Annotated in this window: 18 protein-coding genes; 4 read left to right on the top strand and 14 right to left on the bottom strand. The window is 61.7% G+C overall.

Going from position 1 to position 20859, the window contains the following annotated elements; all coding sequences use genetic code 11:
• Positions 1–6: 6 nt before the first annotated feature.
• The 9 genes from H7A77_RS07650 to argF all read right to left on the bottom strand — a co-directional run bounded on the left by H7A77_RS07650 (position 7) and on the right by argF (position 9253).
• Positions 7–735: a proteasome-type protease gene (locus tag H7A77_RS07650; protein ID WP_015376453.1), complete on the bottom strand. Its 729-nt coding sequence runs from the start codon at positions 733–735 to the stop codon at positions 7–9.
• Positions 736–810: 75 nt separating this feature from the next.
• Entirely contained in the window at positions 811–1605 is a 795-nt protein-coding gene (locus H7A77_RS07645) for a transglutaminase family protein (protein WP_004933384.1), read from the bottom strand.
• Positions 1602–2528, bottom strand: a complete 927-nt coding sequence (locus H7A77_RS07640; RefSeq protein WP_004933382.1) for an alpha-E domain-containing protein — start codon at positions 2526–2528, stop codon at positions 1602–1604. The genes H7A77_RS07645 and H7A77_RS07640 overlap by 4 nt, the downstream gene beginning before the upstream one ends.
• Positions 2522–3958, bottom strand: coding sequence for a circularly permuted type 2 ATP-grasp protein (locus H7A77_RS07635; RefSeq protein ID WP_004933380.1), 1437 nt, complete (start codon positions 3956–3958; stop codon positions 2522–2524). The genes H7A77_RS07640 and H7A77_RS07635 overlap by 7 nt, the downstream gene beginning before the upstream one ends.
• Positions 3959–4218: 260 nt before the next feature.
• The gene (gene ridA, locus H7A77_RS07630) at positions 4219–4605 is read right to left on the bottom strand and encodes a 2-iminobutanoate/2-iminopropanoate deaminase (RefSeq protein WP_033651447.1); all 387 of its coding nucleotides are present in this window, start codon (positions 4603–4605) and stop codon (positions 4219–4221) included.
• 159 nt (positions 4606–4764) lie between these two features.
• On the bottom strand, positions 4765–5229 hold the full coding sequence (pyrI, locus tag H7A77_RS07625; protein WP_033641690.1) for an aspartate carbamoyltransferase regulatory subunit: 465 nt from the start codon (positions 5227–5229) through the stop codon (positions 4765–4767).
• A gap of 12 nt (positions 5230–5241) precedes the next feature.
• Positions 5242–6177, bottom strand: a complete 936-nt coding sequence (gene pyrB / locus H7A77_RS07620) for an aspartate carbamoyltransferase (protein ID WP_004933375.1) — start codon at positions 6175–6177, stop codon at positions 5242–5244.
• Positions 6178–6466: 289 nt separating this feature from the next.
• Positions 6467–8035, bottom strand: a complete 1569-nt coding sequence (locus H7A77_RS07615) for an ABC transporter substrate-binding protein (RefSeq protein ID WP_182074016.1) — start codon at positions 8033–8035, stop codon at positions 6467–6469.
• Between the two features lie 198 nt (positions 8036–8233).
• Positions 8234–9253 carry an ornithine carbamoyltransferase gene (argF, locus tag H7A77_RS07610; RefSeq protein WP_182074015.1) on the bottom strand — a complete coding sequence of 340 codons (1020 nt, stop codon included), beginning with the start codon at positions 9251–9253 and terminating at the stop codon, positions 8234–8236.
• Between the two features lie 162 nt (positions 9254–9415).
• Between argF and rraB the strand changes: the two genes are divergently transcribed.
• Both rraB and miaE read left to right on the top strand, forming a co-directional pair.
• Complete coding sequence (rraB, locus tag H7A77_RS07605; RefSeq protein WP_025305115.1) at positions 9416–9841, top strand: ribonuclease E inhibitor RraB; 426 nt, start codon at positions 9416–9418, stop codon at positions 9839–9841.
• Between the two features lie 179 nt (positions 9842–10020).
• Positions 10021–10785 carry a tRNA isopentenyl-2-thiomethyl-A-37 hydroxylase MiaE gene (gene miaE, locus H7A77_RS07600; RefSeq protein WP_042783574.1) on the top strand — a complete coding sequence of 255 codons (765 nt, stop codon included), beginning with the start codon at positions 10021–10023 and terminating at the stop codon, positions 10783–10785.
• Positions 10786–10800: 15 nt separating this feature from the next.
• Here the strand turns inward: miaE and H7A77_RS07595 are convergent, their stop codons facing one another.
• The 5 genes from H7A77_RS07595 to pepA all read right to left on the bottom strand — a co-directional run bounded on the left by H7A77_RS07595 (position 10801) and on the right by pepA (position 18271).
• Positions 10801–12408, bottom strand: coding sequence for a GMC family oxidoreductase (locus H7A77_RS07595; RefSeq protein WP_182074014.1), 1608 nt, complete (start codon positions 12406–12408; stop codon positions 10801–10803).
• Positions 12409–12632: 224 nt separating this feature from the next.
• Positions 12633–13136, bottom strand: coding sequence for a GNAT family N-acetyltransferase (locus H7A77_RS07590; protein ID WP_033636872.1), 504 nt, complete (start codon positions 13134–13136; stop codon positions 12633–12635).
• 200 nt (positions 13137–13336) lie between these two features.
• On the bottom strand, positions 13337–16213 hold the full coding sequence (locus tag H7A77_RS07585; protein ID WP_170852959.1) for a valine--tRNA ligase: 2877 nt from the start codon (positions 16211–16213) through the stop codon (positions 13337–13339).
• 12 nt (positions 16214–16225) lie between these two features.
• Positions 16226–16675: a DNA polymerase III subunit chi gene (locus H7A77_RS07580; RefSeq protein WP_025305119.1), complete on the bottom strand. Its 450-nt coding sequence runs from the start codon at positions 16673–16675 to the stop codon at positions 16226–16228.
• Positions 16676–16759: 84 nt separating this feature from the next.
• Entirely contained in the window at positions 16760–18271 is a 1512-nt protein-coding gene (gene pepA, locus H7A77_RS07575; RefSeq protein ID WP_004933352.1) for a leucyl aminopeptidase, read from the bottom strand.
• A gap of 282 nt (positions 18272–18553) precedes the next feature.
• Between pepA and lptF the strand changes: the two genes are divergently transcribed.
• Both lptF and lptG read left to right on the top strand, forming a co-directional pair.
• Positions 18554–19648, top strand: coding sequence for an LPS export ABC transporter permease LptF (lptF, locus tag H7A77_RS07570; protein ID WP_033641697.1), 1095 nt, complete (start codon positions 18554–18556; stop codon positions 19646–19648).
• Complete coding sequence (lptG, locus tag H7A77_RS07565) at positions 19648–20718, top strand: LPS export ABC transporter permease LptG (RefSeq protein ID WP_033641698.1); 1071 nt, start codon at positions 19648–19650, stop codon at positions 20716–20718. The genes lptF and lptG overlap by 1 nt, the downstream gene beginning before the upstream one ends.
• Positions 20719–20859 lie beyond the last annotated feature (141 nt).

Here is a 20859-nt window from a genome sequence, read left to right as displayed (position 1 = left end):
GGATCCCTACAGCTGCAGCGGCGGCAACTGGGTAAAAATGCTGACCAGCCCTTCGCCCCAGCCTTTACGGATGGCGCTGAAGTACGGATGGTCTTCGGTAATGCGGTATTGCCGGGCATGGCTGAAGCTGTCGCGCGGGTAGATCATCACGTCGAGCGGCAGCCCGACGGACAGGTTGCTGCGCAGGGTCGAATCCAGTGAAATCAGCGCGCATTGCATCGCTTGTTCCAGCGGCGTGTCGTAGTGCAGCACCCGGTCGATGATCGGTTTGCCGTATTTGCTTTCGCCTATCTGAAAATAGGGCGTGTCGCGGGTGGCTTCGATAAAGTTGCCTTGCGGGTAGATATGGAACAGCCGCATCTCTTCCCCGCTAATTTGGCCGCCGAGCAGCAGGTTGCAGCTGAAATCGGTGGTGCTGCCGCTTTGCTGCGCCTCGCTGTCGCGCTGGATCACCTCGCGCACCGTTTCCCCCACCAGCGTGGCGGCGTCGTAGAGGCTGGGAGCGTTGAGCAGGTTGGGGCGTTCGGCGTCCTTGCTGCGGTGCAACAGCAAACTGATGATGCTCTGGGTGGTCGCCAGGTTGCCGGCGCTTTGCAGCACCAGCGTGCGATCGCCGTCCTGTTGGAACACGTGCAGTTTGCGGAAGGTGGAAATATGGTCCACCCCGGCGTTGGTGCGCGAATCGGACGCAAAGACCAGCCCGGACGACAAACGCATGGCCACACAGTAGGTCATACTACAATCCCTCAAAACAAGACCGGCACGCCGCCAACGCGCAGCGTGCCCGAAACGTTTTCCATCGGCAAGCGGCTACTGGCCGGTTGGCATCATTTGTACGGCGGCGATGGCGCTCATGTCTTCGCAGCCGCCGCCCAATCGCATGCCGCGCACCGGGCAGGCGTCCAGATAATCGATGCCGACCGCCAGCTTAAGGTGCTGATTCGGCATGCGCGTATTGTTGGTCACGTCGAAGCTGTGCCAGCGTTCCTCCACCCACACTTCCGCCCAGGCATGGGTGGCGACATGGGTCGAGTCTTCGCTGTACAGGTAGCCGCTGACGTAGCGCGCCGGGATGTTCAGGCTGCGGCAGCAGCTCAGGAAGACATGCGTATGATCCTGACACACGCCGCTGCCGGCGGCGAAAGCCTCGGCGGCGCTGTCGGTCACGCGCGTGGAGCCAGGGCTGTAAGGCATTTTCAGCAGCAGTTCGCCCATCAGATGTTCCAGGCCGCTCAGCACCGCCTGCGGTTGATGATAACGCAGGGCGAAGGCCTGAATGGCGTCATCGGGTTGGGTCAGCGGGCTATGGCGCAGAAATACCAGCGGCGACAGGTGCCCGAGCGCCCGATCTTCGACGCCGTCTTCAATCTCCACTTCCCCGAGCACCCGAATGGTGATGGCCTGATGCGGTTCATCAAGCGTCAGCACGTGCAGTACGTTGCCGAAGGCGTCGGTGGTGCGCACCGCGTCATCCGGCAACGACAGTTGCCAGGAGAGGATGCGCTGATGCGGCGAATCCTGCGGCGTCAACCGCAGATATTGGGTGCTGCGCTGCACCGGCTGGGCGTAGCGATAATGGGTGTTGTGCTCAATATTCAGTTTCATTGCGCCTCCAGATAAGTGTGATGGATGCTTTCGGCGATGCCGTTCACCTGGCCGAGAAAGGCGCTCAACCACTCGCCCAGGCCGATCTTGTTCAGGTCCTTCATGCTGCTGAAGCGCAGCTCGGCATGCAGGGTGTGCGCCAGACGTCGCGGTTGGTTGGCGCCGCCGCCGATCAGTTCCAATTGCTGCACCATGTCGCCGACGCAGGCCAGCAGTGAACGCGGGATTTCATTGCGCAGAATCATCAGTTCGGCGATGGTCTCGCGGCTCAACGGCTGCTTGTAGATGCTGTGGTAGGCTTCGCGCGCGCTCACCGCCCGCAGCAGCGTGTCCATGCGGTAATATTCGCGCACCGGGTCGCCGTCGATGTCCATCAGCGTGTTCTTCACCTCCAGCAGACGGGCGGTGCCGTCGGCCCGCTCCAGCAGGGTGCCGAGACGGATAAAGCGCATGGCGTCGCTGCGCAGCAGCGTGCCGAACATGGCGCCGCGAAACAGATGGGCGCGCTCCTTCACCCAGTCGAAGAAGGCATCGGCGCCCACCGAGCCGATGCCCTGGCGGCGGATCAGTTTCATCTCTATCCAGGTGGCGTTGATGCACTCCCAGACTTCGGATGACAGGCTGCCGCGCACCGCGTGGGCGTTGTTCCAGCCCATTTGCAGGCAGCTGAAGATGCTGCTGTGGTTACGGTTGTCGAGCGCGAAGAAACTGACCAGATTGGGCATCGTCAGTTCCGGGTAGGCGGCGGCATACAGCTGGCCGGTGCCGGTCAGGTTGAGCGGCACCTGCAGATCCTGATCGCCGCCGTCGCGGATCGGCATCATCGACAGCTTGTTGGTGACGTCCAGCACCCGGGCGATGCTTTCCGCCCGCTCCAGATAGCGGGCCATCCAATAGAGTTCACTGGCGGTGCGGCTCAGCATAGGTCGTCCTCCAATACCCAGGTGTCCTTGGTGCCGCCGCCCTGCGACGAGTTCACCACCAGCGAACCTTCCGCCAACGCCACCCGGGTCAGGCCGCCGGGTACCAGGCGGATCTCCGCGCCGCTGAGGGCGAACGGCCGCAGATCGATATGCCGCGGCGCCAGACCATCGTTGACGAAGGTCGGGCAGGTGGACAGCGCCAGCGTGTTTTGCGCAATGTAATTCTGCGGGCGAGACAGCAGCAGAGCGCGGAAGCGGGCGAGCTCGTCCTTGCTCGCCGTGGGGCCGATCAACATGCCGTAGCCGCCGGCGCCGTGCACCTCTTTCACGACCATCTGTTCGAGGTTGGCCAGCACATACGACAGTTCGTTTTTATGTCGGCACTGCCAGGTTGGCACGTTGTTGAGGATCGGTTCCTCTTGCAGGTAGAAGCGCACCATATCCGGCACGTAGGGGTAGATCGATTTGTCGTCGGCCACGCCGGTGCCGATGGCGTTGGCCAGCACCACATTGCCGGCGCGATACACCGACAGCAGCCCCGGTACGCCGAGCATCGAGTCCGGCCGAAACGCCAGCGGATCGAGGAAGGCGTCGTCCACCCGACGATAGATCACGTCCACTTTGCACGGCCCGGCGGTGGTGCGCATGAAGACCGCGCCGTCCTTGACGAACAGATCGGCGCTTTCGACCAGCTCCACCCCCATCTGCTGCGCCAGGAAACTGTGCTCAAAATAGGCGCTGTTGAAGCGGCCCGGCGTCAGCACCACCACGGTGGGATCGTTGATGGGCGAGCTTTCGCGCAGCGTTTGCAGCAGGTGCGACGGGTAGCGCTCCACCGGCGCGATGCGTTGCCGGGCGAACAGTTCCGGATAGAGACGCATCATCATTTTGCGGTTTTCCAGCATGTAAGAGACGCCGGACGGGGTGCGCAAGTTATCTTCCAGCACGTAGTATTGGCCGTCGCTGTTGCGGACCATGTCCACGCCGACGATATGCGCATAGATATCGCGATGCAGATCAACGCCTTGCATACAGGGTTGATACTGATCGTTGGCCAGCACCTGCTCCGCCGGAATGAGGCCGGCCTTCAGAATATGCTGCTGGTGGTAAATGTCATGCAGGAAGGCATTGAGCGCCTGTACGCGCTGGCGAATGCCGCGATCGAGCATCGCCCATTCGGCGGCCGGAATAATGCGCGGCACGCTGTCGAACGGGATCAACCGCTCGGCGCCGTCATCGTCGCCGTAGACGTTGAAGGTGATGCCCACCCGGTGAAACAGCAGCGCAGCCTCTTCCCGCTTGCGTTGCACGGCCTGGTGATCGGCCTGCTGCAGCCATTGCCAGTAGGCGTCGTAGTGGCCACGGTGTTTTCCCTCAGCCAGAAGCATCTCATCAAAAAACGGTGAAGCGGAAAGATTGATATTCAGCATCGTCACCTCGTCGACATTGCAGGCTGTCAATCAATCGAGCATAAAACGTGCCAAGGCGATAACGGGCGAAAATGGCGCAGAGCGAGGCTGCCGCGGCGAAAAACGCCCGTTCGCGGTGCAGGTCTGGCGTGACGACGCCTTAATATAGGGCGAAAAGGCGGCGGCGGTGAGCGCTAAAGGCGCAGGGACGGCAGGCTGTCGGGGCAGAGCAGAAATAAAAACGGCCAGTCTGCACTGGCCGTGATGCGCGTGACCGTCGATTAACGACGCACGGCGATGGCTTCGATTTCGATCTTCACGTCTTTCGGCAGACGCGCCACTTCCACGCAGGAACGGGCCGGGAACGGCGCGCTGTGCTCGGTGAAGAAGGCTTCGTACGCGGCGTTGACGGTGGCGAAGTCGTTCAGGTCTTTCACGAACACGGTGGTTTTCACGATGTCGGCAACGGTCAGGCCGGCGGCTTCGACGATCGCTTTGACGTTTTCCAGCGACTGGCGCGCTTGAGCGGCGACGTCGTCGGCGACGGCGCCGGTTTTCGGATCGACCGGGATCTGGCCGGAAGTGATGATCATGCTGCCCAGATCAACGCCCTGCACGTAAGGACCAATGGCTGCCGGGGCGAGTTCAGTGCTGATGTTACGTGACATGTTTTCTCCTGATAAACCCGTTGTCTTTCACGCCGCCGCGCGGTCGGCCGCAGCGTAAAATTCGGTGGGTAGCAACGTGGGTAGAGTGATTTTCAGAGGACCCATTATAGGGCGTCACCGGGAGAATAACAGCGCCATCTCCCGGCGCCCATGCCGGGATTAGTCCGCCTGCAGCACCACCTGATGCTCGAACTCTTTTTCGCAGTAGCGGCACTTCAGGTGTACTTCACCGTCGCGCGATTTGACGCTGAAGCTCGACGCCACCGGCTCGCTGCGGCTGATGCAGTTGCCGTTCGGGCAGGTCAGCACGCCGTCGATGTGGTCCGGCAGGCTGAGGGTCAGCTTGCGCACCACTTCATAGTTGTCGATGCGGTTTACCGTGGCCTTCGGCGCGTACATCGCCAACTGGTTGGCCTGCTGCTCGGTCAGGAAGGTGTTCTCTATCTTGATCAGATCCTTGCGGCCCAGCTCGTTGGAGGGCAGGTTCAGGCCGATGGTGATGCGCTGGTCGGTGGCGGTCAGCTTGAACAGCGTCAGCAGCTTGAAACCAATCTGCGCCGGAATGTGGTCGATCACCGTGCCGCATTTGATCGCTTCGACCTGCAGTTTGTTGTCGTGAGTCATGGCGGTTCCCCCTTAAAGAGCCAAATCTGCGTTGAGCACCAGCGCCAGCAGCGCCTGACGGGCGAAGATGCCGTTGCCCGCCTGCTGGAAGTAGTAAGCGTGCGGCGTTTTATCCACGTCGGTGGCGATCTCGTCGATGCGCGGCAGCGGGTGCAGCACCTTGAGGTTGGCGCGCGCGCCGGCCAGATCTGCGGCGCGCAGCACGAACTGCGCCTTCACGTTGGCGTACTCGGACGGATCGAGGCGCTCTTTCTGCACCCGGGTCATGTAGAGAATATCCAGCTCCGGCACCACTTCTTCAATGCTGCCGTGCAGGCTGTACTCGATGCCTTTCTCTTCCAGCATTTTCAGGATGTAGGCCGGCATCGCCAGCGCGTCCGGGGCGATGAAGTAGAAACGGTTGCCTTCGAATTTGGCCAGCGCCTGGGTGAGCGAGTGCACGGTGCGGCCGTACTTTAGATCGCCGACCATAGCGATGCTGAGGTTGCTCAGGCGCCCCTGGGTTTCCTGGATGGTGAACAGATCCAGCAGGGTCTGGGTCGGGTGCTGGTTGGCGCCGTCGCCGGCGTTGAGCACCGGCACGTTGCCGGAGAACTCCGAGGCCATGCGCGCCGCGCCTTCCTGTGGATGGCGCATCACGATGGCGTCCACGTAGGTGCTGATCACCGAGATGGTGTCGGCCAGGGTTTCGCCTTTCTTGCCAAGCGAGGTGTTGCTGCCGTCGGCGAAACCGACCACCGAGGCGCCGAGGCGGTGCATCGAGGTTTCGAACGACAGGCGGGTACGGGTCGAGGCTTCAAAGAAGCAGCTGGCGATCACCTTGTGTTTCAACAACTCCGGCTGCGGGTTGGCTTTCAGACCGGCGGCGGTGCGCAGCACCAGCTCCAGATCCTCGCGGCTGAGATCGTTAATAGAGATGATGTGTTTGTGATACAGCGGGTTGGCCATTTTTCACTCCTCCTCGACGCGTGCCCGTGGCGCGGGACTTTTTAAGGCAAAAAAAAGCCCCTCAATGAGGGGCTTGAAACGATCGGTTTAGCAACAGGAGAAACAACGGCAGCTGGCCGCCGATAGGCAGTCGGTTTTGTCGATTGCGGCTAACAAAACAAACGTCGTTTTTCATGCTTTCTCCTGGCAAATTGTGGCGCATTATACTCGCGCTTTTCGCCACTGCAAGCGTTAAAACGCCGTTTTTTGCCGCCCCGCAATCGATTGGCCGGCGATGGCCGCCTGCGGGCTATTTGCTGACGCGATCGTAGTAGACCATGTCGGCGTTCAGCCCCTGCTGGTAGCCTTTGACGTTGTCGCGCAGCACCACTTCGGTTTTGGCCTGATCGATAAATACGTACGGCGAACTGCGCTGCAGCTCCTGCTGCATGGCGGTGTACAGCGCGCGGCGCTTGGCCGGATCGGCTTCGGCCAGCGCCGCCAGCGTCTGCTTATTCAACTGCGGGATCTGCCAGCCGTTCAGCCCGGCCACCGTGCTGCTCTTGCCGTCGTTGTAGGCAAAGGCGCTGGCGTTGGAGTGAGCGTCGAAGTAATCCGGGATCCACAGGCGGATTGCCGCCTGATGCTGCCTGGCGCGCACGCGGGAGTAAACCTGGCTGCCCGCGGCCGGCAGCAGCTCGACCTTCACGCCGGCGGCGGCGAAGCTGCCCTGCAGCGCCTGCGCGATGGTGATGAACGGCGGCTTGTTCTCTACGTCCAGCGTAAAGGCGGCGTGGGTGATGCCCGCCTTGGCCAGGATGGCTTTCGCCTTGGCCGGATCGTAGCGGAACGGGTTGGTCTCCAGCGCGCCCGGCAGCCCGACCGGCAGGAAGCTCTGGTGCACGAAGTATTGTCCCTTCAGCAGATCCTTCGTGATGCCCTGATAATCCACCAGATAGCGCGCCGCCTCCCAGAAGGCCGGGTTGTTCAGCAGCGGATTGGCGCCGTTGCCGGTGTTGAATACCAGGTAGTTTTGCTCGGCGGACGGGATCTCCAGCACCTTAACCCCCGGCTGGTTCTTCAGCGTGTCGGTCTGGTCGGCGCCCAGTTCGCGGGCGATATCGGCGTCGCCCTGCTGGACCAGCAGGCGGCGGGTGGCCGGATCCGGCACGTTCTTGATGATGATGTTTTTCAGCTGCGGCTTGTCGCCCGGCGTCGTGGGGTTGGCGTCCAGCACGATCGCCTGATGCGGCTGATAGACGCGCATCTTGAACGGGCCGCTGCCGGCGGAGTGCATTTTCAGCCAGGCGTTGCCGAAGTCGCCGTCTTTGACGTTGGCCAGCGCCGCTTTGCTGTCGACGATCGAGGCGATCGGCGTCGAGAGGATATTCAGCGCCACCGCCGGGCTGACGTCCGCCGTCCAGCGCAGCTGCACGGTATGGTCGTCGATCTCCTTCAGCTGCGCGTCGATGTTGTCCGGCTGCCAGCCGAGCACGTTGAGGATGAACGCCGGCGACTTGTTCATTTTCACCGCGCGGCTGTAGGAGAAGATCACGTCGTCGGCGGTCAGCGGGTTGCCGGAGGCGAACGACGCCTGCGGCCGCAGTTTTACCGTCAGCGTTTTGGCCGCCGCATCGCTCTGCCAGCTTTCCGCCAGCACCGGCGCCACCTTGGCCGGATCGTCGCGATCCGCCTGCACCAAGCGCTGGTACAGGCTGGGCACCGTCTGGATGCTGGAGAGTTCGTTGGCTTCCGCCGGATCGAGGCTGATGATGTCATCCAGCGATTGCACCACCACCAGCGTATTCGGCGGCGTGGCGGCTAACGCGGCGGCGGGCAGGGCGGCGAGCAGGAACAGCGGCAAGAGTTTGGCTTTCATCGATGTGTATCCCCTGAAGGCGCCGCAAGGCGGCGCTGAGAACGGTTTGTTATCGTTGGTTTTTACGGCGCGGGCGCCGTCGGCCTGTCACGGTAGAACCTTTGTCCGCGGCGGGCAAAGGCCAATGCGCTATTTGATATTCCTGGAATATATTAGCCGCCCTGGCCGGGGGCGCCAGGGCGGAGGGGGGGGGGATTGTCAGAGGGTTTCGCTCAGCGTGGCGACCAGCACCGCTTTGATGGTGTGCAGCCGGTTTTCCGCCTGATCGAACACCACGCTGTGCGCCGACTCGAACACCTCGTCGGTCACTTCCATGCCGCCGTGCAGGTCGTACTGCTGCGCCATCTGCTTGCCGAGCGTGGTTTGGTCGTCATGGAACGCCGGCAGGCAGTGCAGGAACTTCACGTTCGGGTTGCCGGTCAGTTTCAGCATCGCCATGTTGACCTGATACGGCCGCAGCAGCGCGATACGCTCCTGCCAGGTCTCCTTCGGTTCGCCCATCGACACCCACACGTCGGTGTAGAGGAAATCGGCGTCTTGCACCCCTTCGACGATGTCTTCGGTCAGGGTGAGTTTCGCGCCGGTTTGCTGCGCCAGCGCCTGGCATTCGGCCACCAGTTCCGGCTGCGGCCAACAGGCCTTCGGCGCCACCAGCCGCAGATCCATGCCCGCCAGCGCGGCGGCTTCCAGCAGCGTGTTGCCCATGTTGTTGCGCGCGTCGCCGACGTACGCCAGCTTCACTTCGTTCAGCGCCTTGCCCGGCAGGTGTTCCTGCACGGTGAGCAGATCCGCCAGCAATTGGGTAGGGTGGAACTCGTCGGTCAGGCCGTTCCACACCGGCACGCCGGCGTGTTCCGCCAGGGTTTCCACCAGCGCCTGGCCGTAGCCGCGGTACTGAATACCGTCGTACAGGCGGCCCAGCACCCGGGCGGTGTCTTTCATCGACTCTTTATGGCCGATCTGGCTGCCGCTCGGGCCGAGGTACGTGACCTGCGCGCCCTGATCGAATGCGGCAACTTCGAAAGAGCATCGCGTGCGGGTCGAGTCTTTTTCGAAGATGAGCGCAATGTTTTTGCCCTGCAGCCGGCGCTGTTCCCGCCCCTGCTTCTTGGCCTGCTTCAGATCGGCCGAAAGCCGCAGCAGCGCCTGCAGCTCGGCGGGGGTGAAATCCATTAACCTCAGAAAGTGACGTTGGTAGAACGCATTGCCGGTGCTCATAGTCCGATTCCCTGATTGCTTAATTGAATTAAAATTCACTTTATATGTATGAATATTCAATTTCAACCCCGGTGAGGAAATCTTTCACGTTTATCGTGGAAGCAATGTCGGCGGTGTGTGAAAATAGAAGGAATGAAGGCCATTTGACTTGAGGATATAGGCATGGCAAACCGCGAATTGCTGGAAGAACAACGTGAAGAGACCCGCCTGATCATCGAAGAGCTGCTGGAAGACGGCAGCGATCCGGACGCGCTCTACACCATCGAGCACCATCTGTCCGCCGAGAAATTTGAGGTTCTGGAGCAGGCCGCCGTTGAAGCCTTCAAGCTGGGCTACGAAGTGACCGACGCCGAAGAGCTGGAAGTGGAAGACGGTTCGATGGTGATGTGCTGCGACGTGATCAGCGAAGTCGGCCTGAACGCCGAGCTGATCGACGCTCAGGTCGAGCAGCTGGTGGCGCTGGCGGAGCGCTGCGGCGTCAACTACGACGGCTGGGGCACCTACTTTGAAGATCCGAACGGTGAAGACGGTGAGGATGACGAAGACGGCGACTACATCGACGAAGACGACGACGGCAAACGCCACTAATTCCTTTCCGATTAATGCCTGTGGGCCGGCTCTCGCCGGCCCCTGATATCCCCGTCGTCTTTCAAGCTGCAGCGTTGTTGGCTGCACTCTCTCACCCCAGTCACTTACCTGAGTAAGCTCCTGGGGATGAGTGAGCTGGCCGCCTGGCTGCAACTTGAAATACATAGGGCAATGACGCCATGACATACCAATCCCTGCTAGCCCCGATTTTAAGCTTCCTGCACTGTGAAACTCCCGACGCCTGGATCGACGCCGCGCGCCGTCCGGAAAACCTGCAGCTGTTGCTGACCGACCACCTGGTGTGTGAGCTGAAAGCCGCGCAGACCGGCATGTGGCTGATCCGCCGCTACGTGGCGGACAAAGAGAGCGGCGACGCGCTGTTGGCGCTGCTGCGGCCCTACGAGGCGTTTCTGCACGAAGCGCAGGGCGCGCCCGACACATTGTTCCGCCAGGGCCAGTTCACCCGCAAGATCCTGCCGAAAAACGGCTCGGCCTACGGCCAGGATCTGGCGGATCGCATGGTGCTGCTGATCAAGGAAGAGCTGCATCATTTCTCGCAGGTGCTGGAGATCATGCAGGCGCGCGGGATCCCGTATCGCAAGATCACCGCCAGCCGCTACGCCAAGGGGATGATCCGCGAGATCCGCACTCACGATCCGGCGACGCTGATCGACAAACTGATCTGCGGCGCCTACATCGAAGCGCGATCCTGCGAACGCTTCGCCAAACTGGCGCCGCACCTGGACGATGAGCTGAACCGCTTTTACGTCTCGCTGCTGCGATCCGAAGCGCGCCACTATCAGGACTACCTGACGCTGGCGGAACAGATCGCCGGCGGCGACATCAGCGAACGGGTGGCGCATTTCGGCCGCCTCGAGGCTGAACTGATCCTGTCGCCGGACAGCGAGCTGCGTTTTCACAGCGGCGTGCCCGTCGCCGCCTGACGTTGAGGCGCGTCCTTACTGCGGCGCGCCCAGCAATAAATCCACCGCCTTTTCCGCCAGCATAATGGTCGGCGCATTGGTATTGCCGCTGGTGAGCTGCGGCATCACTGAGCCGTCGATCACCCGCAGCCGTTCAAAACCGTGCACCCGCAGCTGCGGATCGGTCACCGCGTCCTGCGGCGACGGCCCCATGCGGCAGCTGCCCACCGGGTGATACACCGTCTTGCAGAAGTTGCGCACGAAGGCTTCCAGCTGTGCGTCGTCGCGCGTCCACTCCGGCTGCGGCATCAGCAGATCCTTGATCAGCGGCTTCAGCGCCGCGGTTTGCAGGAAATCCAGACCGAACTTCACCGCGCGCACGCTGCCGGCCAGATCGTCCGGGTGGCCGAGGTAGTTGGCGTGCAGCTTGACCGGATCGCGCGGGTTGCTGCTGCGCAGCAGCACTTCGCCGCGCGCCTTCGGCTGCAGGTAGCCGACCTTGAGCGTGAAGCCGTGAATGTTCGGCAGCGGCTCGCCGGGCACGTCGTCCCAGCTGTCGAGCATCGGCAGGAAGTGGATCTGTACGTCCGTGCGGCCATCGCCCCGGCTGTCGGTGAAGGCGGCGCCTTCCAGCACGTTGGACGAAAGCACGCCGCTGCGAAACGCCAGCCACTGCGCACCGTGGCTCAGCGCCTGCAGGCCGCGATCGGCGCCGAACAGGCTGATCGGCTCGCGGGTGCTGACGTTGATCGACATGTGCAGGTGGTCGTGGAAGTTTTTACCCACCGGCAGATCCGCCCGCACCTCGATGCCCAGCTGCTGCAGGTGGTCGCGCGGGCCGATGCCGGACAACATCAGCAGCTTCGGCGAACCGACCGCGCCGGCGCTGACGATCACTTCTTTGGTGGCGCGCGCGGTCACTTCCGCGCCGCCGTTCTGGCTGTAAACCACACCGGTGGCGACGTTGCCCTCGAAGGTCAGCCGGTGCGCCAGGGCGTTCAGTTTCACCACCAGCCGCCGTTCGTCGCGCACCGCCTTCAGGTAGGTGCGGGCGGTGCTGGCGCGTTCGCCGTTGCGGGTGGTGGTTTGGTAGAAACCGACGCCGTGCTGGCTGTCGCCGTTGAAGTCGTTGCGATAGGGCAGGTTCAACTCCTGGCCGGCGCGGATAAACGCCATGCTCAGCGGATGGCGATAGCGGTTTTCGCTGACCGGCAGCAGCCCGTCGGCGCCGTGGTAGTCGTCGGACAGGCTTTCGTTGGCCTCGGCGCGTTTGAAGTAGGGCAGCACCTCCCGGTAGCTCCAGCCGGCGCAGCCATAGCGCTCGGCCCAGTCGTCGTAATCTTGCGGCTGGCCGCGCAGGTAGATCATGCCGTTGACCGAGCTGCTGCCGCCCAGCACTTTGCCCTGCGCGATCTGCATGCGGCGGTTATTGGCGTGCGGTTCCGGTTCCGTTTCGTAGGGCCAGCTCTTTTTGGCGATGATCTTGGCCACGCCGGCCGGCATCTTGATAAACAGGTTATTGTCGTCGCCGCCGGCTTCCAGCAGCAGCACCCGCGCCTGGGTGCGGCGGATCAGCTGCGCCGCCAGCACGCAGCCGGCGGAACCGGCGCCGACGATGATGTAATCAAAGGTATGTTCCGACATGACAGCTCTCCGTGCGCGATTGGGATACTGGCAGAGTAGCGCGGGGGCGCAAGCGGTCAATTTGCGATCGTTAATTCATTAACGAACTTCACATTAAATTTACATCGCGGTTTTTAACGTCAGTTTATCTGCTTGAAAAACGGCGTTATAGCGAGTTTTACTGATTGATTGCGATATTAATAAAATGGCGCAGCAAGCTGCGCCCTGATGGAGAGGCGGGACGGTTACAGCGTTTTCAGCATGGTGACTTCGCAATCGACGTGGCCGGTGGCGCCCATCGCGTGGTCGATGTGTTCAAAGCCCAGGTGTTCGTACAGCGCGACGGCCTGCGTCAGGCTGGCGGTGGTCTCGAGGTAACAACAGCGGAAGCCGTGCCGGCGGGCGAAATCCAGCGCCTGCAGCGCCAGGCGTTTCGCCAATCCCTTGCCGCGCAATACCGGCAGGAAATACATCTTCTGCAATTCGCAAATATCGTCTGCGCCGCCCTGCAGCGGCGCGATGCCGCCGCCGCCGGCGACCTGGCCGTCCACCTCGATCACCCAGTAAGCGCTGCGCGGCAGGCTGTAGAGCTGATACAGGGCGTCCAGATTGGGATCGGAGACGGTATAGCCTTTATCCGCCGTCAGGCCGTGCTCGGCGGAGACTTCGCGAATGACGTGAGCAATGGCGGCATTGTCTTCCGCCGTGATGGGGCGCACCAGCAGGCGCGCCGGGGTTGCTGTTGTCATGTTTACACTCGCCATTGAAAGAGACCACGTTCGTTTTTCGTTTTTATCGCAGCACGAAACGCGCCGGGGGTTATTTCCCGGCGGCGTCCCTGCAGCAGTAATATCTTGTAATAACATCTAACCCGGCCCGGATGCAACGGCGATAAAAAAACAGCGGGGAAGACCCCGCTGTTTTTCAGGCGTTGGCGTGAGCCGGCGGATTACAGCGCGGCGATGGTCGCCTGCTGTTCCTGCAGCTTCACTTTGCCTTCTTTGCAGGCCGCCAGGCGATCGCGTTCTTTGGCGACCACCGCTTCCGGCGCGCGCGCCACGAAGCCTTCGTTCGCCAGCTTCCCTTCGATCGCGGCGATTTCCGCATCCAGTTTGCCCATCTCTTTCGCCAGACGCGCGATCTCGGCGTCCTTGTCGATGAAACCGGCCATCGGGATCAGCAGCTCGGCGCCGTCCACCAGCTTGGTGACGGAGACCGGGCCTTTCTCACCGGCCGGCAGCAGCGCGATGGATTCCAGGCGCGCCAGACGGGCGATAAAGCTCTGGTTCTCCTGCACGCGGCGCTGGGCGTCGGCGCTGCAGTTGCGCAGCAGCACGTCGAGCGCTTTGCTTGGCGCGATGTTCATCTCGGCGCGGATGTTGCGCACGGCGATGATGGTTTGCTTGATCCACTCCAGATCGTTCAGCGCCTGCTCGTCTTCCAGCGCGGCGTCGTAGGCCGGGAACGGCTGCAGCATGATGGTGTCTGCGGTCGTGCCGGTCAGCGGCTTCACGCGCTGCCAGATGGTTTCGGTGATGAACGGAATGATCGGGTGCGCCAGGCGCAGCAGCGCTTCCAGCACGGTGATCAGCGTGTGGCGGGTGCCGCGCTGTTCCGCTTCGCTGCCGTTGCTCACCACCGGCTTGGTCAGCTCCAGATACCAGTCGCAGAACTGGTTCCAGGTGAATTCGTACAGGATGTTGGCCGCCAGATCGAAGCGGTAGGTGTCCAGCGCTTCGCGGTAGGCTTTCACCGTGCGGTTGAATTCGGCCAGGATCCAGCGATCCGCCAGCGACAGCACTTTCTCGCCGCCGTTGAAGCCGCAGTCGTGCGCTTCGGTGTTCATCAGCACGAAGCGGCTGGCGTTCCACAGCTTGTTACAGAAGTTGCGGTAGCCTTCCAGGCGCTTCATGTCCCAGTTGATGTCGCGGCCGGTCGAGGCCAGCGCCGCCAGGGTGAAGCGCAGGGCGTCGGTGCCGTGCGGCTCGATGCCGTTCGGGAACTGTTTCTCGGTGCGCTTGCGGATTTTCTCCGCCAGCTGCGGCTGCATCATGTTGCCGGTGCGTTTTTCCAGCAGATCTTCCAGCGAGATGCCGTCGACCATGTCCAGCGGATCGATCACGTTGCCTTTGGACTTGGACATCTTCTGGCCTTCGTCGTCGCGGATAAGGCCAGTCATGTAGACGGTCTTGAACGGCACCTGCGGCTTGCCGTTTTCATCCTTGATGAAGTGCATGGTCAGCATGATCATGCGCGCGATCCAGAAGAAGATGATGTCGAAGCCGCTGACCATCACGCTGGTCGGGTGGAAGGTTTTCAGCGCCTCGGTCTGCTCCGGCCAGCCCAGGGTAGAGAAGGTCCACAGGCCGGACGAGAACCAGGTGTCCAGCACGTCTTCGTCCTGGGTCAGCACCACGTCGGCGCCCAGGTTGTTCTCGCTGCGCACTTCTTCTTCGCTGCGGCCCACGTAGACTTTGCCGTTCACGTCGTACCAGGCCGGGATGCGGTGGCCCCACCACAGCTGACGCGAGATGCACCAGTCCTGGATGTCGCGCATCCAGCTGAAGTACATGTTTTCGTACTGCTTCGGCACGAACTGGATGTCGCCCTGTTCGACCGCTTCCACCGCCACTTTGGCCAGCGGCGCGGTGCGCACGTACCATTGGTCGGTCAGCATCGGCTCGATCACCACGCCGCCGCGGTCGCCGTAAGGCACCGTCAGGTCGTGCGGTTTGATCTCGTCCAGCAGGCCCAACTGATCGAAGGCGGCAACCACCGCTTTACGCGCCGCGAAACGCTCCAGGCCGCGGAACTCGGCCGGGATCTCGTTGCAGTAGTCGGTGCAGACTTCGCCCAGGGTGTTGAACACTTCCGCTTCCTGACGGATGTCGCCGTCGAAAGTCAGAATGTTGATCATCGGCAGGCCATGGCGTTTGCCGACTTCGTAGTCGTTGAAATCGTGCGCCGGGGTGATCTTCACGCAGCCGGTGCCTTTTTCCATATCGGCGTGTTCGTCGCCGACGATGCGGATGCGGCGGCCGACCAGCGGCAGAATGATCTCTTTGCCGATCAGGTCTTTATAGCGCGGATCTTCCGGGTTGACCGCCACGCCGGTATCGCCCAGCACGGTTTCCGGACGGGTGGTGGCGACCACCAGGTAGTCTTTGCCCTCGGCGGTTTTCGCGCCGTCGGCCAGCGGGTAGCGCAGGTGCCACATGGAGCCTTTGGATTCGCGGTTTTCCACTTCCAGATCGGAGATGGCGGTGCGCAGCTTCGGATCCCAGTTCACCAGGCGCTTGCCGCGGTAGATCAGGTCTTCTTTGTGCAGACGGACAAACACTTCGCGCACCGCGTTCGACAGGCCTTCGTCCATGGTGAAGCGCTCGCGCTCCCAGTCCACGGAGTTGCCCAGACGGCGCATCTGACGGGTGATGGTGCCGCCGGATTCCGCCTTCCACTGCCAGATTTTGTCGATGAACGCGTCACGGCCGTAGTCGTGGCGGGTTTTACCTTCTTCCGCAGCGATCTTGCGCTCCACCACCATTTGGGTGGCGATGCCGGCGTGGTCGGTGCCCGCCTGCCACAGGGTGTTTTTACCCTGCATGCGCTGATAGCGAATCATGGTGTCCATGATGGTCTGCTGGAACGCGTGGCCCATGTGCAGGCTGCCGGTGACGTTCGGCGGCGGGATCATGATGCAGAAGCTTTCCTGGCTGGTGTCGCCGTTCGGCTTGAAGTAACCCTGACTCTCCCAGTGATCGTACAGCTTCTGTTCGATCTGTTTTGGGTCGTATGCGGTGTCGAGCTGACTGTTTGTCTTTTCCATTCTTTATCGTATTCAGTGAGTTGGCGGCGTAGCCGTGGTCAAATGGAAGCCGACGCTGCGATAGGCCTTGTAACGGTCGCGCGCCAACTGTTTCAGAGTGTCTTCGTAAGGAACGAAGTCTACCACTTCATGGAAAGCGGTAGCAAAATCGGCAAACTGCGGCAGCAGGGCGATCAGCAGATCGCGCGGGGCATTGCCGCGCTTGCCGGGCCAGCACAGTTCCACCGGCGCGCCGTAGTGCGGCCCTTCGCCGGCCAGGTTGTGCGGCACGAATTCATGCGGCTCGCGCTGCCACAGCGCTTCGTCCAGCCGCTGGGCCTGCTCCTGACTCTCGCAGGCGATCAGCACCCGCTTGCCGGAACGGAAGCCGCTGGCGGCAACGGCGCAGGCCACGGCCTCATGGGCGCTGAGCGCGCCTGACGGTTCCGCGTTGTCGAGCAAATAAAACGTCGCCTGTTTCATTAAGGATCCACCGCTGCCGATAAAAAAATGTAGGGGCACAGCATGCTGTGCCCCTTGGGATTATACCTGAATTACCGCTCAGATTTAATCGTCGCCGTTCAGGCCTGCGCGGTTCAATAGGAACTGCGACAGCAGCGCCACCGGGCGGCCGGTCGCGCCCTTGGCTTTACCGGAGCGCCAGGCGGTGCCGGCGATATCCAGGTGCGCCCAGGTGTACTTGCGGGTGAAGCGCGACAGGAAGCAGGCGGCGGTGATGGCGCCGCCAGGGCGGCCACCGATGTTCGCCATGTCGGCGAAGTTGGAGTCCAACTGCTCGTAGTACTCGTCGGCCATTGGCAGGCGCCAGGCGCGGTCGCCGGCCTGCTCGGAAGCGCCCAGCAGCTCGTGCGCCAGCGGGTTGTGGTTCGACATCAGGCCGGTGATGTGGTGGCCCAAGGCGATCACGCAGGCGCCGGTCAGGGTGGCGATGTCGATCACCAGCTCCGGCTCGAAGCGCTCGACGTAGGTCAGGGTGTCGCACAGCACCAGACGGCCTTCGGCGTCGGTGTTCAGCACCTCGACGGTCTGGCCGGACATGGTGGTCAGCACGTCGCCCGGACGATACGCCCGGCCGCCCGGCATGTTTTCACAGCCGGCCAGCACGCCGATCACGTTCAGCGGCAGGTTCAGCTCCGCCACCACGCGCATCACGCCGTACACGGTCGCCGCGCCGCACATGTCGTATTTCATCTCGTCCATGCCGTCGGCCGGTTTGATCGAGATGCCGCCGGAGTCGAAGGTCAGCCCTTTGCCTACCAGCACGATCGGCTTAGCGTCCGGATTTGGGTTGCCCTTATATTCCATCACCGACATCAATGATTCGTTCTGCGAACCGGCGCCGACCGCCAGATAGGCGTTCATGCCCAGCTCTTTCATCTGCTGTTCGCCGATGACGCGAGTGGTGATGTTAGTGCTGAAGGCGTCCGCCAGTTGGCGGGCCTGCGAGGCCAGGTAGCCGGCGTTACAGATGTTCGGCGGCATGTTGCCGAGATCTTTGGCCGCCTTGATGCCGGAAGCCACCGCCAGGCCGTGCTGGATGGCGCGCTCGCCGCTGGTGAGCTCACGGCGGGTCGGCACGTTGAACACCATTTTGCGCAGCGGACGACGCGGCTCCACCTTGTTGCTTTTCAGCTGATCGAAGGTGTAGAGCGTCTCTTTGGCGGTTTCCACCGCCTGACGCACTTTCCAGTAGGTGTTGCGGCCTTTCACGTGCAGTTCGGTCAGGAAGCAGACCGCTTCCATCGAGCCGGTGTCGTTGAGGGTATTGATGGTTTTCTGGATCACCTGCTTGTATTGGCGCTCATCGAGCTCGCGCTCTTTGCCGCAGCCGATCAGCAGGATGCGCTCGGAGAGAATGTTGGGCACATGGTGCAGTAGCAGCGTCTGCCCGACCTTGCCTTCCAGTTCGCCACGGCGCAGCAATGCGCTGATATAACCATCACTGATTTTGTCGAGTTGTTCTGCGATAGGGGACAGGCGGCGCGGTTCGAAAACGCCGACTACAATACAGGCACTGCGCTGTTTTTCCGGGCTACCGCTTTTTACACTGAACTCCATGCACTCTCCTGAATCTTAAAGACAAAGGCGGACGCTACGGCTAGAATAACCGACTCCGTAACGATCTCCTGCCATTTGAGTTAACGGATTATGTTAACCTGAACGGCATAAATTGCTCTGTTTTGGCGACTATAAGCAAGTTCCTATAGGACACCCAAACGGCTTGATGTTGTAATACTATTTTAGCTGTGAAGGTTGCCATATGATGAGAATAAATGGCGGATTAACGATGAAATTATCGATTTTCCTGCAAAAAGACAAGTTTTCACAGGCGTAATAAGCGTGATCATCATAAGATATCTGGTACGGGAAACGCTCAAGAGCCAAATCGCCATCCTGTTCATCCTGCTTCTGATCTTCTTTTGTCAGAATTTGGTCAGGGTGTTGGGCGACGCGGTGGACGGCAATATCCCGACAAACTTAGTACTCTCTCTGCTCGCGTTGGGCGTGCCTAAAATGGCGCAGCTCATCCTGCCCTTGAGCCTGTTTCTCGGCTTGCTGATGACGCTTGGGCGGTTGTATACCGAGAGCGAAATCACCGTCATGCACGCCTGCGGGCTGGGCAAACGCACCCTGATTATCGCCGCCATGATCCTGGCGCTGCTCACCTCTGCGATCGCGGCGGTGAACGTATTTTGGGCCGGCCCCTGGGCCTCGCGCTATCAGGACGTGGTGGTGAACGAAGCCAAGGCCAACCCGAGCATCGCCGGGCTGGCGGAAGGGCAGTTCAAACCCTCGCAGGACGGCAACGCGGTGCTGTTTATCGGCAACGTGAAGGGCAGCACCTTCAACGACGTGTTCCTGGCGCAGCTGCGGCCGAACGGCAACCAACGCCCGTCGGTGGTGGTGGCCGAGCACGGCAACATCGTGCAGCAGAAAGACGGCTCGCAGGTAGTGACGCTCGACAAGGGCACCCGCTTTGAAGGCACCGCGCTGCTGCGCGACTTCCGCATTACCGACTTCACCGATTACAAGGCGGTGATTGGCCACCGCACAGTGGCGGCGGACAACACCGAATCCGAACAGATGTCGATGCAGACGCTGTGGGAATCCGACGATCCGGACGCGCGCGCCGAATTCCACTGGCGCCTGACGCTGGTGGTGTCGGTGGCGCTGATGGCGCTGCTGGTGGTGCCGCTCAGCGTGGTGAACCCGCGTCAGGGGCGCGTGCTGAGCATGCTGCCGGCCATCCTGCTGTACCTGATCTTCTTCCTGCTGCAGACCTCGCTGCGCTCCAACGCCGGCAAGGGCAAACTGGATCCGATGCTGTGGCTGTGGCTGGTTAACGGCGTTTACTTCGCGCTGGCGCTGGCGCTGAACCTGTGGGATACCGTGCCGATGCGCAAGCTGCGCGCACGCCTGAGAGGAGCGGCCTGATGTTTGGCGTATTAGACCGTTATATCGGTAAAACGATTTTCAACACCATCATCATGACGCTGTTCATGCTGGTGTCGCTGTCCGGCATCATCAAGTTCGTCGATCAGCTGCGCAAGGTCGGCCAGGGCGAATACACCGCGCTGAGCGCCGGCATGTACACCCTGCTGAGCGTGCCGAAAGACATCGAGATCTTCTTCCCGATGGCGGCGCTGCTCGGTGCGCTGCTCGGCCTGGGCCAGCTGGCGACGCGCAGCGAACTGGTGGTGATGCAGGCTTCCGGCTTCACCCGCCTGCAGATCGCCGGCTCGGTGATGAAAACCGCCATTCCGCTGGTGCTGCTGACCATGGCGATCGGCGAGTGGGTGGCGCCGCAGGGCGAGCAGATGGCGCGCAACTACCGCGCCCAGCAGATGTACGGCGGCTCGCTGCTCTCCACCAAGAGCGGGCTGTGGGCGAAGGACGGCAACGACTTCATCTACATCGAGCGCGTCTCCGGCGATAAAGAACTCTCCGGCGTCAACATCTACCACTTCAACGATCAGCGTCGCCTGGAGACGGTGCGCTATGCCGCCACCGCCAGCTTCGAGAACGGCCTGTGGCAGCTTTCGCAGGTGGACACCTCGGATCTGACCAACCCGAAACAGGTGACCGGCACCCAGACGCTGACCGGCGAATGGAAAACCAACCTGACCCCGGACAAGCTGGGCGTGGTGGCGCTGGATTCGGATTCGCTCTCCATCAGCGGGCTGCACAACTACGTGAAGTACCTGAAGCAGAGCGGCCAGGAATCCAACAAATACCAGCTCAACATGTGGCGAAAAATCTTCTCGCCGCTGTCGGTGGCGGTGATGATGCTGATGGCGCTGTCGTTCATCTTCGGCCCGCTGCGCAGCGTGCCGATGGGCATCCGCGTGGTGACCGGCATCAGCTTCGGCTTCCTGTTCTATGTACTGGATCAGATCTTCGGCCCGCTGAGCATGGTTTACAGCATGCCGCCGGTACTGGGGGCGCTGCTGCCGAGCATGCTGTTCCTGCTGATCAGCGTGTATATGCTGCTCAAACGCAAGTAGCGGGGCGAGCGGTATGGGAAAAGGCGTGGCCGCGGGGCCGCGCCTTTTTTGTGAGTGCTGTATGCCCCCGGTGAACCACTCCCCCGACCTGTCGCTTTTCGTCGTGCTATAGTCAACCCTGCGGCATGCGGATAGAGGGAG

This window comes from Serratia sp. ME47 (assembly GCF_903970925.1).
GTDB classification, from domain to species: domain Bacteria; phylum Pseudomonadota; class Gammaproteobacteria; order Enterobacterales; family Enterobacteriaceae; genus Serratia; species Serratia ureilytica.
Note: the sequence above shows the minus strand (reverse complement) of the source record. Positions and strands in the feature narration are given on the sequence as shown.